This is a genomic window from Methylobacterium sp. CM6247 (assembly GCF_054817925.1).
The window spans coordinates 5072959-5085388 of sequence record NZ_JBTXKX010000003.1 but is presented as its reverse complement, the minus strand read 5'-3'; the positions used below and the strand labels follow the sequence as shown (position 1 = coordinate 5085388).

9 protein-coding genes are annotated in these 12430 nt (G+C 67.1%); 1 reads left to right on the top strand and 8 read right to left on the bottom strand.

Annotated elements, in window-relative coordinates; all coding sequences use genetic code 11:
* Positions 1 to 12: 12 nt before the first annotated feature.
* From ACYQOP_RS25140 to ACYQOP_RS25120, 5 genes are all read right to left on the bottom strand, one after another.
* Positions 13 to 2163, bottom strand: a complete 2151-nt coding sequence (locus ACYQOP_RS25140) for a methyl-accepting chemotaxis protein (RefSeq protein WP_461224822.1) — start codon at positions 2161 to 2163, stop codon at positions 13 to 15.
* Between the two features lie 245 nt (positions 2164 to 2408).
* Complete coding sequence (ilvA, locus tag ACYQOP_RS25135; RefSeq protein WP_461224820.1) at positions 2409 to 3971, bottom strand: threonine ammonia-lyase, biosynthetic; 1563 nt, start codon at positions 3969 to 3971, stop codon at positions 2409 to 2411.
* Positions 3972 to 4116: 145 nt separating this feature from the next.
* On the bottom strand, positions 4117 to 4464 hold the full coding sequence (locus ACYQOP_RS25130) for a diacylglycerol kinase (protein WP_419951528.1): 348 nt from the start codon (positions 4462 to 4464) through the stop codon (positions 4117 to 4119).
* A gap of 4 nt (positions 4465 to 4468) precedes the next feature.
* Complete coding sequence (locus ACYQOP_RS25125) at positions 4469 to 5518, bottom strand: AbrB family transcriptional regulator (protein ID WP_461224818.1); 1050 nt, start codon at positions 5516 to 5518, stop codon at positions 4469 to 4471.
* A gap of 30 nt (positions 5519 to 5548) precedes the next feature.
* The gene (locus ACYQOP_RS25120; protein WP_461224816.1) at positions 5549 to 6508 is read right to left on the bottom strand and encodes a LysR substrate-binding domain-containing protein; all 960 of its coding nucleotides are present in this window, start codon (positions 6506 to 6508) and stop codon (positions 5549 to 5551) included.
* 148 nt (positions 6509 to 6656) lie between these two features.
* Here ACYQOP_RS25120 and ACYQOP_RS25115 point away from each other — a divergent pair, with 148 nt between their 5' ends.
* On the top strand, positions 6657 to 8246 hold the full coding sequence (locus tag ACYQOP_RS25115) for a catalase (RefSeq protein ID WP_056429937.1): 1590 nt from the start codon (positions 6657 to 6659) through the stop codon (positions 8244 to 8246).
* A gap of 68 nt (positions 8247 to 8314) precedes the next feature.
* Here ACYQOP_RS25115 and ACYQOP_RS25110 read toward each other — a convergent pair whose 3' ends face one another.
* From ACYQOP_RS25110 to ACYQOP_RS25100, 3 genes are all read right to left on the bottom strand, one after another.
* On the bottom strand, positions 8315 to 9502 hold the full coding sequence (locus ACYQOP_RS25110) for an MFS transporter (protein ID WP_461224814.1): 1188 nt from the start codon (positions 9500 to 9502) through the stop codon (positions 8315 to 8317).
* The gene (gene lnt / locus ACYQOP_RS25105) at positions 9499 to 11190 is read right to left on the bottom strand and encodes an apolipoprotein N-acyltransferase (RefSeq protein WP_461224812.1); all 1692 of its coding nucleotides are present in this window, start codon (positions 11188 to 11190) and stop codon (positions 9499 to 9501) included. Before lnt ends, ACYQOP_RS25110 begins: the two co-directional genes overlap by 4 nt.
* A gap of 110 nt (positions 11191 to 11300) precedes the next feature.
* Positions 11301 to 12425, bottom strand: coding sequence for a hemolysin family protein (locus ACYQOP_RS25100; RefSeq protein WP_461224810.1), 1125 nt, complete (start codon positions 12423 to 12425; stop codon positions 11301 to 11303).
* Positions 12426 to 12430: the final 5 nt, after the last annotated feature.

The window sequence follows — 12430 nt, the reverse complement described above, 5'->3', positions numbered from 1 at the left end:
GCCCATGACGGGTCAGGCGGCCCGCACCGTCGCGAGGAATTGACCGACTTCCGAACGCAGGCTGTCGGACTGTGTCGACAGGTCTTCCGAGGCCACCAGGACCCGGCCGGCGGAGGTGCCGGCCTCGGCCGCCGAGCGGGCGACCTCCTCGATATCCGTGGTCATCGCGCCGGTCCCGGCCGAAGCCTGCCCCATGTTGCGGACGATCTCCTGGGTGGTGAGGCTCTGCTCCTCGACCGCCGCAGCGATGCTGCTGGTCACCATGCTCATGCTTTCGATCCGCGAGACGATGCCCTGGATCGCGCCCGATGCGCCGTTGGTCGCGCCCTGGATCGCCTCCACCTGCTGGTGGATCTCGGCCGTGGCACGTGAGGTCTGCTCGGCGAGGCTCTTCACCTCGGCCGCCACGACGGCGAACCCGCGTCCGGCTTCGCCCGCACGCGCGGCTTCGATGGTCGCGTTGAGGGCCAAAAGGTTGGTCTGCGATGCGATCTGCTGGACCATGCCGACCACGTCACCGATACGCGTCGCGGCAATAGACAGCGTGCGCATGGTCTCCGCGGTACGGCTCGCCTCCTCGACGGCGGAGCGCGACATGTCGGCGGCCTGCTCGACCTGACGGCCGATCTCCTGCACCGTGGCACCGAGTTCCTCGGCGGCCGCGGCCACCGCGTTGACGTTGCCGGCAGTCTGGTGGGCGGTAGCAGCGACAGAGGTCGAACGGCTCACCGTGCCGTCCACGGTCATGGTCATGCTGTTCGACGCATCATGCAGGCTCGCCGAGGCGGACGACACGCCGTCGACGATGCGGCCGACGGAGCGCTCGAAATTGTCGGCGAGTTCGTTGAGCAGGGCGCGGCGCTCGATCTCGGCGCGCATGCGGGAGGCCTCGGTGGTTTGAAGCTGCTGGGCAGCGTCTTCCAGAGAAATGTCGCGGATGGTGACGACGGCGCGGGCGATCTCGCCGATCTCGTCGGCACGACGGCTGCCGGGGACCTCGTCGAGGGTCTCACGACGGGCCAAGGCCTGAAGGGCACGGGCGAGGGCACCGAGGGGCCGGACGATGCTGCGGGCGAAGAGCAGGCCGAGAAGGGCCGTGGCGGCGAGAACCGCGAGAGCCGACATGAGCAGCGATTTCGTCAGGCTGTTCACGGAATGCAGCGCCTCGCTCTGGGCCTGCTCGGCGACGATCGTCCAGGGCGAACCCAGCATCGAGATCGAGGCGGTGGCGGCCAGGCGAGCTTTGTCGCCGCTGCCGTAGACGAAGGGCTTGCCGGATTTCAGGCTCTCGGCGTCAAGTCCGGCCATCGTGACGGGCATGCCCGCCTTCACGGCAGAGTTCAGGGGTGGGTTACCACGCAGCAGCCCATCGGAACCGACGGCCATGACCTGTCCCGTATCACCCAGGCCGTTCCGTTCGGACAGCGAGGCGTCGAAGAGGGCGGGCGTCACGCGCAGCACGAGGAAGCCGATCCGCGAGGCGGCCTGGCCGGTTCCCATGGCGACGTTGGCGCGACGGTAGATGCCTCGGCCCAGGAAGGCGGAGGGACCGGAATCGGTGGGATAGGCAGCGAAGTCCTGCGATAGAACACTGTCGGGCTCGACGGTCTTCAGGCGCTCGATCAGCTTGGCAAGACCGGATTTCTGCAGGTCCGGCTCCGAGAGACTATGGGTGAAATCCGCGCCCTTCGTCGTGGTGTAGACAATGCGCCCCTCCTCATCGACGAAGAGAAGGTCGGCATAGCCGGGACGCTCCAGGAGTTTGCGGGCGACTTCCTGAACCTTGGCGTGGCGACGGCCATACATCGTGCCCGTACCCTCGACAGCCATGCGTTCCTGGACGGTCGTCGGGCTGGTGAAGGCCTGAACGAGGCTGGCATAATCGGCCTTATTGGGATCGAGGGCTTCGACCAGATCGCCGACGTTGCTGGAGACCTGATTATTGCCGGCGGTAGCGATCAGATCGCCGCGGGCGCGGTCGGCGATCAGTTCCAGCCCGGTCTTACGAGCCGTAGCGGCGAATTCCAGTCGCTCTTGCACGGCGGATGTCAATCCGGACCTAGCCGAATACCAGCTCAGGCTGCCCATGAGGGCAGTACTGACCATTGCCAGACCGACGATCATCACGGGAAGGCGGACGTTGAGACTGCTGGCTATGGACATAAGGAAGTAGGTCCCTGGAGAAACTAGGGCGCAAATTATCCTATGACAAATTTAGAAAGTGTTCCTTAGAGTGGGGACTGCGTAATTTTCACGGCCGAGGAATGCTGTTTCGGCATGCCCTTGGCTTACGTGGAAGGAAGCCAAGGCAAACATCAAAAAAATGTTTCATCCGAGGCCTCGACGCCTTTCCCTCATTGAAGCGTGCCCGCGCGACCGCGCTTCAACCGAAACTTGCAGCGCCTTCATTAGCCAGAAGTACGATCAGAAACCTCGAGCTCCGACCGGGCAATCTCTCCCGTTGCCAGGAACAGGCGGTAGGCGAGATTGTCCGTTTCATCCACATACGGGTATCCGAGATCGTCCAGGGCGGTATTGAAGCGCTGGCGCTCTTCTCGGGGAACGCTGATTCCAGCGAGCACCCGGCCGTAATCGGCGCCGTGGTTACGATAGTGGAACAGGGTGATGTTGAACCCGTCCGCCAAACCGTCGAGGAACCGCAGGAGGGCACCCGGACGCTCCGGGAACTGGAAGCGGTAGATGCGCTCGTCGGTGAGTTCGGTCGAGCGACCGCCGACCATGTAGCGGATATGCACTTTGGCCATCTCGTTGTCGCTGAGATCGACCACGCTGTAGCCGTCGGCCCTGAGGCCGGCGATGAGGTCGCGCTTCTCGGGGATTCCGCCGGGCAAGTTGATGCCCACGAAGATCTGCGCCTCGGCGGACGGCGCGTAGCGGTAGTTGAACTCGGTGATCGCACGCGGGCCGAGATGGCGGATGAAAGCGCGATAGGAGCCTGCTTGCTCAGGGATCGTCACGCCGAGGAGCGCCTCACGCTGTTCGCCGATCTCGGCACGCTCGGCGATGTGGCGCAGGCGATCGAAGTTGAGGTTGGCCCCGGAGGAGATCGCCACCAGCGTCCCCGCCGAGCCGCCCTCGCGCGCCGCATAGACCTTGGCACCGGCCAGAGCCAGGGCTCCGGACGGCTCGGAGACGGCGCGGGTATCGTCGAAGATGTCCTTGACTGCCGCGCACATGGCGTCGGTATCGACGGTGATGACCCCGTCGAGATGCTCGCGGCAGAGACGGAAGGTTTCCTCGCCGGCCTGGCGCACGGCGACACCGTCGGCGAACAATCCCACGGTCGGCAGAACGACACGTTCATCGGCGGCCAGGGCCGCCGCCATGCAGGCGGCATCGTCCGGCTCGACACCGATGACCTTCGTCTCCGGCCGCAGGTACTTTACGAAAGTCGCGATGCCGGCGGCGAGACCTCCGCCGCCGACCGGCACGAAGATCGCCTCGATCGGCCCGGAATGCTGGGTCAGGATCTCCATGCCGATGGTGCCCTGTCCGGCGATCACATCGGGATCGTCGAACGGGTGAAGGAACGTGAGACCCTGCTCGCCTTCCAATTGGCGGGCATGGCCGAGCGCCTCGTCGAACGTATCGCCGAACAGCACGACCTCGGCTCCGCGCGCGCGGCAGGCATCGACCTTGATGGCGGGGGTCGTGCGCGGCATCACGATGACGGCGCGCACGGTGAGACGCGCTGCCGCCAGGGCGACGCCCTGCGCGTGGTTTCCGGCCGAAGCGCAGACGACCCCGCGCGCCAGGACTTCGGAGGAGAGGCCGGACATCTTGTTGTAAGCACCGCGCAGCTTGAACGAGAAGACCGGCTGCAGATCCTCGCGCTTGAGCAGAATCGAGCGCCCCAGGCGCGCGGACATGCGCGGCATCGGATCGAGCGGGCTCTCGATGGCGACGTCGTAGACGCGGGCGGTGAGGATCTTGCGGATATAGTCGGTCAAGGAGACGCGTGCTCCGTCGGGGGTTCAGAATCGATGTCGGGTGTGCCTCGGGATACGCCCGAGGCGACAAAGAAGCGAGGGGCGATCCACCGGCCCGGTGGGACAAGGCGCCGCCCGTAGCGGAGATGGCGAACGAGGGCCGACTTTAAAAGAACCTGTCGACCAGGGCTGCCAGCCACACCAGGGCCGCCACGGCCTGCGCCATGAAGGCCCCGGCGGAGGCGAGATCCTTCACCACGCCGATCCGCGCATGGTGGTCCGGGTGGAGGTGGTCGCAGAGTTTCTCGATCGCCGTATTCAGAAATTCGGCCGCCAGCATGAGGAGCAGGCTGGCCAGGAGTGCCACGCGGATCCAGAGCGTTCCGCCGAGCAGCAGGGCCGCCGGAACGCCGACCACCAACAGGACGAGCTCCAGGCGCAAGGCCCGTTCGGTCCGGGCGCCGAAGACGAGCCCGCGCCAGGAATTGAGGAAGGCGAAGTAGAGCGCGCGCATGCTTTCAGCGATCCGCCGGAGCGCCGCGCGCGATCCACTTGGCCAGAAGCGGTCCGGTGATCAGGACGACGAACAGGCGCAGGGTCTGCACCGCCAGGACGAAGGAGACATCGGCCTTCGAGCCGACGGCGATGATCGCCACGGAATCGAGCCCGCCGGGGCTCGTCGCGAGAAACGCCGTGAGGAAGTCCACCGGAAGCAGGAAGGTCAAGCCGAAGGCCCAGCCGCCGCAAAGGGCGATGACCGCAAGGGTGGCGGTGAGGATGCCCGGCAGGGCGGCGACGGTCTCGCGCAACGTCTGCGCGGTGAAACGCAGGCCGACATACCAGCCGATACAAGCATAGGCGAGATCGAGGAGCGGCTCCGGCAGGGCCATCGAGACGAGGCCCATGGCGTGGAGCACGGCGCCCAGGATCATAGGCCCGACGAGAGCACTCGCCGGCAGGCGCAGAAAGCGGGCCAGCACGGCGCCGATCCCGGCGACTGAGAGCGTCACCAGCACAGGGAGGATACCGGCCTCCTCCAGCGATGCGGCCTTTGCCGGGATCGATGTATCGGTGAGGATGCGGGCGACCACCGAGGCCGACAGGACCACGGCAGCGACGCGGACATATTGCATGAAGGCGACGAGGCGCGGATCCGCGCCGTATTCTTCCGCCATGGCCGTCATGGCGGCGGCTCCGCCAGGGGACGAGCCCCAGGCGGCGGTACTACCCGGGAGGATTCGCAGGCGGGTCAGCGCCCAGCCGACAAGGGCGCCGGCCATGACGGTGACCAACACCACGGCGAGGATCAGCAGCCCGTCATCGAGAAGTGTACCGACGATGTCGGCGGTCACGGATCTGGCGACGAGGCAGCCGATGATGGCCTGCGCCGCCTGGAAACCCGGTTTCGCCAACGACAGGCTCGCACCGCCGACCCCGAAAGCGATGGCGACGAGCATCGGCCCGAGGAGGAGCGCTGCCGGAAACTGCGCCAGGGTGAGGCTGTAGGCAATGACCGCCGATGCGGCGACGAGCGCCGTCCAGAGGCCGAGAGAGCGCGGGCTGAGCACGGGGGACCATTCTATGAAAGGCAGCCGGCGCTACACCGGTTCGGCGACGCTGTCACGACCCGCCGGGGCATCGTCGCGAAACGCCGTTGTCCCGGCGGGCGCGTGCGCCCTGAAGAAGCTCGCCAGATGCGCAAGGCCGCTGGCGCGCGGGTCGCTGGAGCGCCAGGCGAGAGCGATGGTCCGGCCCGGCACGTCGAGATCGAAGCCACGCGTCACGGTGAGGCCGCTGGCATCGGCTCCAGCCGGCACGGCGAGCGCGGGGAGCAGGGTGTAGCCGGCGCCGGCCGCCACCATCGAGCGCAGGGTTTCGAGCGAGGTGGCATGGCGACCCGCCGCGGAGCCGGCCCCGCACGCGGCGACGGCCTGATCGCGAAGGCAATTGCCCTCGTCGAGGAGAAGGAGGTCCGGCCCGGCAATGTCCGTCGCCCGCAACGCCCCACCCTGGGCGAGGGCATGGTCGGCGGGACAAGCGAGCAGGAACGGCTCGATGAACAGCGGCGAGACGGTGAGACCGGACGTTGGGATCGGCAGGGAGATCAAGGCGGCATCGACCCTGCCGTCCCGCAGCCCCTCCAGGATTTCGGCTGTCTTCGCCTCACTCAATGCCAGGGACAGGATGGGAAACTCCTGCCGCAATGTTCGCAGCACAAGGGGAAACAGATACGGCCCCAGGGTTTGGATGGCGGCCAGGACCAGGCGTCCGGTAAGGGGCGCGCCGCGCCCTTCGCTCGCCAGAGCCAGCAGCCGCTGCGCCTCGGCCAGCACCGTGCGGGCCTGGCGGACGATGCTCTGACCCGCCGGAGTCAGCATCACCCGTCGGTTGCCGCGTTCGAAAAGAACGAGGCCCAAGGCCTCTTCGAGCTTACGGACCTGCACGCTAAGTGTGGGCTGGCTCACATTGCAGCGTTCGGCCGCCCGTCCGAAGTGATTCTCCTCGGCGACGGCGACGGCATATTCCAGATCCCGGAGGGACAAACCCGATACGTTCATAGGCTCTGTCTATCGCAGCCTTTGCGACGATGCATTAGCCAAACGATCGGGCACGGTTCATAAGGGTGTCTCAGAACGATTCCAGGATGGCGACGCGACACCGCACGCCCGATCCGGATCGTCCCGACATTCTAGGAGAGAGTTCCGCATGAGCGATCAACGCCCGATACTGACCACCCGCCAGGGCCATCCGGTCCGTGACAACCAGAGCACGCGCACGGTCGGGGAGCGGGGACCGGCGACCCTCGAGAACTACCAGTTCATCGAGAAGATCACTCATTTCGACCGCGAGCGCATTCCCGAGCGCGTCGTCCATGCCCGCGGCGCCGGCGCCCATGGCTATTTCGAAGCCTATGGCAAGATCGGCAACGAGCCTGCCTCCAAGTACACCCGCGCCCGCGTGCTGAACGAGACCGGAGTGAAGACTCCGATGTTCGTGCGCTTCTCCACCGTGGCCGGTGCCAAGGAGAGCCCGGAGACCGAGCGCGACCCGCGCGGCTTCGCGGTGAAGTTCAAGACCGTCGACGGCAACTGGGACCTCGTGGGCAACAACCTCAAGGTCTTCTTCATCCGCGACGCGATCAAGTTCCCCGACATGATCCACGCGTTCAAGCCGGACCCGGTGACGAACCGTCAGGAGGCGTGGCGCTTCTTCGACTTCGTGTCCCAGCACCCTGAAGCCATCCACATGGTGACTCACCTGAAGTCGCCCTGGGGCATTCCCGCCAACTATCGCGAGATGGAGGGCTCGGGCGTCAACACCTACAAGCTGGTCAACGACCAGGGCGAAGCCGTGCTCTGCAAGTTCCACTGGGAGCCAAAGCAGGGCGTCCGCAATCTGACCTCGGCGCAGGCCTCCGAGATCCAGGCCAAGGATGTCGGCCACGCCACGCGTGACCTCTACGACAACATCTCGAAGGGCAACTTCCCCGAGTGGGAATTCTGCGTGCAGATCATGCCGGACGGCCCGAACGACCACCTGTCGTTCGATCCCCTCGACGACACCAAGCTGTGGCCGGTCGAGGACTTCCCGCTTCTGCCCGTGGGCCGCATGGTGCTGGACCGCGTGCCGGACAACTTCTTCGCGGAAGTCGAGCAGTCGGCCTTCGGCACCGGCGTGCTCGTGGACGGCATCGACTTCTCGGACGACAAGATGCTCCAGGGCCGGACGCTGTCCTACTCGGACACGCAGCGTTACCGCGTCGGCGCCAATTACCTGCAGCTGCCGATCAATGCGCCGCAGCCCGGGGTGAAGGTCTATTCGAACCAGCGTGATGGCCAGATGACCTACTCGGTCGACGGCACCGGTCCGAACCGGCACATCAACTACGAGCCTTCGACGCTGGCCGAGGGCCTGCGCGAGGCTCCGAAGCCCGCCAAGGACTATCACCAGCCGGTCCAGGGCCAGCTCGGCCGCTACCAGACCTCGCGCACCGAGGACGACTACACCCAGGCCGGCGTCCGCTACCGTTCGTTCCAGGATTGGGAGCGTGACGACCTGATCGCCAATCTCGTCGGCGACATGAAGCAGTGCCCGGAAGCCATCCAGCTGCGGATGGTCTGGCACTTCTGGCATGCCGACGAGGATTACGGCCGTCGCGTCGCCGAAGGTGCCGGCATCGATCTGGAGAAGGCCAAGGCCCTGCCGCCGCTGCCGGGCCGCGCGGCTCCGGGCAAGCGCCTCCAAGCCGAGACCTACACGGATGGCAGCCAGGCGCATCGCGTCGCCGCCGAATAAGCTCCGGTAGTTCGGACTGAACCATGACCTCCCCGCGATCCTCGTGATCGCGGGGATTTTTTATGCGGTCATTCCGCGGCGGAAGCCGCGCCGACCTTCCGGTCACGGCCCGCGCCGAGGGCGAAGATTCCGGACGCCAGGGCGATGGCACAGAACAGACCGGCCGAGACGCGCCAGCCCCCGAACAGGTCGTGCGCCAGGCCGAATCCCAGCGGGCCGAGGGCGGCGATGGAATAGCCCACCGCCTGGGACATCGCCGAGAGATCGGCCGCGCCGACCGCATCGCGGGCGCGCAGCACCACGATGGTGAGGGCGAGTCCGAACAAACCGCCGATTCCGAGACCGAGCCCGATGCCGAACGGGAGAATGAGTGCGACCGGTCCATCGACGAGGGCGAGGAAACTCGCCGCCGACAGGATGAGAAGGGCGATCGCGATACCGCGCTGGTCCCGCAGCCGCGCGGCGAAAGCCGGCACGAGGAGGGCACTCGGCGCCTGTCCGATGCTCATGATGGAGGTGACGAATCCGGCCTCCACCGCCGATAGGCCACGGCTCTGCAGCACGACCGGGAGCCAGCCGAAAGTGATGTAGGCGAGGGACGATTGCAGGCCCATGAACCCGGTGACCTGCCAGGCGAGGGAATCGCGCCAGAGCGGGCGGCGGCGGGCGGGCGGCGGCCCCTTCTCGCGATGGGGGACGAAGACGATCCAGGCTATGGCCGCCGCCACGGCCGGTACGGCCCAGGCCGCCATCGCACGCGTCCAGCCTCCGAAGGCATCGGCCAGGGGCACCGCCGATCCGGCGCCCGTCGCCGCGCCGAGGCAGAGAACCATCGTGTAGAGTCCGGTCATCAAACCGGCCTGCCCGGAGAAGTCTCGCTTCACCAATCCGGGCAACAGGACGCCCGCAAGGCCGATCCCGACGGCCGCGATACAGGCCCCGGCGAAAAGGGGAGGGAGCCCTCCGAGCCCGCGCAGGGCCGAGCCGAGGGCGATGACCAGGATCGCGACCAGCACACCACGCTCCGCCCCCGTCCGCCGGACCATGACGGGGCCGAGCACGCAGGCGAGGCCGAGGCACAGGACCGGCAGGGTCGTCAGGAACGCCGCCCCCGCGGCGGTCAGGCCAGTCTCGGCGCGGATGGCGTCCAGTAGGGGACCGAGGGAAGTGAGGGCGGGGCGCATGTTGAACGCGACCAGCATCATCCCGAGCCCGACGAGGACCGGGCGGGCGTTCCGCAAGGTGGGATCGGTCACGCGATGCGGCGCCTTACCAAGAGGGCGATGAGGCCGAGGCCGGCAAGCATCCCGGCGAAGGGCAGGTCACGCAGGACGGCGTAGACTGTGCGGCCGGGCAACCGAACGGGGAGATCCGCATCGAGGATGCCTTCTACCCCCACGGGCAAGCTGGCAGTAATGCGTCCATACGGGTCGACCACCGCCGAGATGCCGGTATTGGCGTCGCGCACCATGGGCAATCCTTCTTCCACGGCCCGCAATCGGGCCTGGGCGAAGTGCTGGCGCGGCCCGGGCGTATCGCCGAACCAGGCATCGTTGGTGACGTTCAGAATCAGCCCCGGAACGGGAGACGACCCGTCGGGCGCGTGTCCGGGCAGGATTTCGCCGGGAAAGATCGCCTCGTAGCAGATCGTCGCGACAACGGGGGGAAGTCCCGCGATGTCGAGCAGACGCTGGCCGGACCGGGCGCCGGGCGTGAATCCGCCGGGAATCGACACGAACTGGCGTAGACCCACCGCCCTCAACGCTGCGTCGAGTGGCCCCGGCAGATACTCGCCGAACGGCACGAGGTGGACCTTGTCGTAGATGTCGCCGAGCTTCGGACCAGACGAGATCGTCAGGATCGAATTGAAGAAACGCGGGCGCTCATTCGGCAACGGCTCCTCGGCGCGGGCCGCGCCGGTGATGAGCTGCCGCCCCGGAGGGAAAGCGGCGGCGATGCGTGCGAGCGAGTCCGGATCGCGCTGGATGAGAAAGGGGAACGCCGATTCGGGCCAGATCACGTGGGTGACGTCAGCAATGCCGGTACGGTCCGGCGCGGCGGCACGATCACTGAGACCGATGTACCAGTCGATGATGTCGGCCCGATTTTCCGGGCGGAACTTCGCGTCCTGGTTGAGGTTCGGCTGCACCAGCCGCAGACGTACCCCTTCTACCGTCGCCGTGGCGGTCGGCGGCAGACGAACGATCCCGAACAGCGCCATCGCGGCGAGTCCGGCAGAGGCCGCCAGGGCCGGTGCGTAACGCCCTCGTGCCGTTGTACCCGTGGCGAGGGTGGCGGGCGCGGCTGCGATCAGGACAGCGAGAAGCGTGAGGCCGTAGAGCCCGATCACCGAGGCGGATTGCATCAGCCAAAGGTTCTGGCCGAGCGCCATGCCGAGCGTGTTCCAGGGAAACCCGGTAAAGAGGTGACCGCGTAGCCACTCAGAAGCAGAGATGCCGACAGCGAGAGCGGCGATACGTGCGGGACCCTGTGACCAGAGCACGCGCGCCAGCGCGAAACCCGCGGCGTAGAACAGCGCGAGCACCGCGGGCAGGCCGATCACACCGAGGGGCAACGCCCATAAGAACTCGTCCGCCTCTACCAGGAACGCGGAGCCGAGCCACCACAGACCGGCGGTGAGGTAGCCGAAGCCCCAGGCCCAGCCGATGACCGCGCAGGCGAGGACCGCACCGCGGTTTCCCCGCCGCCCCGTTGCCGCCCCGTCGATCAACCAGACGGCGATGCTCAGCGAAACGACGAGGGCGGGCAGGGCACCGAAAGGCGGCATCGCCAATGCGCCGACGGCGCCGGCGGCGATCGACACGAGCAGGCGACGCCAGCCGGAGGTCAGCATGATCCATTGCGCGAGGTGTGGGAGCGGCCCCGTCGCGCTTCCGGGCACGGGCGCAGGGCGCGACCCGGCACCGTCGAAGGCGTAGCTCATCTTCGGGTCATCCCGGCTGAGGCATCAGCCCGAGGCGTGTCCGCCACGTCCTGGGAAAAGCTGATGTGAGACGAAAGCCTGGCGCAAGGTCCGCAGCGCGCAGTCAGGCGCTAGGAAGCTTCGGCGATCGGACTGCTGCTCGGCGGCGGAAGGGCCAGAGGTATGAGCGGGGCGATCTTCATCGGGCCGCGATGCAACCGCAACCGCTTCACCCGGCGCGGGTCGGCATCGAGCACCTCGAATTCGAGGTCGCCCGGCCCGGTGATGAGTTCGCCGCGCGAGGGAACGCGTCCGGCGAGCGTGACGATGAGGCCGCCGATCGTGTCGATCTCCTCGGCCATCTCGCCCACCGCGGCGACGAGATCGACGCCGCTCACCTCGGATACCTCGGCGAGTCCGGCGCGGGCATCGGCGATGAACATGTCGGCATCGCCCTCGACGCGCTGAACCAGGTGGCCTTCGGCCACATCGTGCTCGTCCTCGATATCGCCGACCACCATCTCGATGAGATCTTCGATGGAGATGAGCCCGTCGGTCCCGCCATATTCGTCGATGACGAGGGCCATGTGCGTGCGCGTCGCCTGCATCCGTACCAACAGATCGATGGCCGGCATGGATGGCGGCACGAACAGGACCGGGCGCTGGATCCGGGTCGAGGCCAGGGTCGCCGAAAGATCGACATTGCCGAGGTTGAGTGCCTTCAACGCGCGGGTGGTCCGGCGCGGGCGCGGGGGCACGACGGCGGAGACATCGCCCGACGTGTCGGGGAGGGCGCTGGCGACGGCGGCGCTCGGACGACGGGGGGTCGCTTCGGCCTTGGCGGCAATGTGATCGACGAAGTCGCGGATGTGGACCATGCCGCGCGGATCGTCGAGCGTCTCGCCGTAAACCGGCAGGCGCGAATGGCCGGCGGTGCGGAACAGCTTCAACAGATCGCCGAGACTCGTCTCCATGGAGACGGCGACGATGTCGGCGCGCGGGATCATCACGTCGTCCACGCGCACCTTGTGCAGCCCGAGAACGTTCTTGAGCATGGCCCGTTCGAGGGGGGAGAACAGGTTCTCACCCGAATCGGGTTCGGCCAGCGCATCCTCGATATCGTCGCGCAACGAATCGCGCGGCCGGAGATGGAAGGCGTGCAGCAGACGGTCGTACCAGGGCTCGCGCGCCTGAGCCTCACCGTCACCGCTACTGGGCGCAGCCTGAGCCGCGCCGCGACTTCGATCGTTCGTCATGTCTC

Excerpts from the sequence above, each read along its gene's own strand:
- ACYQOP_RS25140 (WP_461224822.1), bottom strand. The coding sequence starts at position 2,163 with ATGTCCATAGCCAGCAGTCTCAACGTCCGCCTTCCCGTGATGATCGTC.
- ACYQOP_RS25115 (WP_056429937.1), top strand. The coding sequence starts at position 6,657 with ATGAGCGATCAACGCCCGATACTGACCACCCGCCAGGGCCATCCGGTC.
- ACYQOP_RS25120 (WP_461224816.1), bottom strand. The coding sequence starts at position 6,508 with ATGAACGTATCGGGTTTGTCCCTCCGGGATCTGGAATATGCCGTCGCC.
- ACYQOP_RS25100 (WP_461224810.1), bottom strand. The coding sequence starts at position 12,425 with ATGACGAACGATCGAAGTCGCGGCGCGGCTCAGGCTGCGCCCAGTAGC.
- lnt (WP_461224812.1), bottom strand. The coding sequence starts at position 11,190 with ATGAGCTACGCCTTCGACGGTGCCGGGTCGCGCCCTGCGCCCGTGCCC.
- ACYQOP_RS25130 (WP_419951528.1), bottom strand. The coding sequence starts at position 4,464 with ATGCGCGCGCTCTACTTCGCCTTCCTCAATTCCTGGCGCGGGCTCGTC.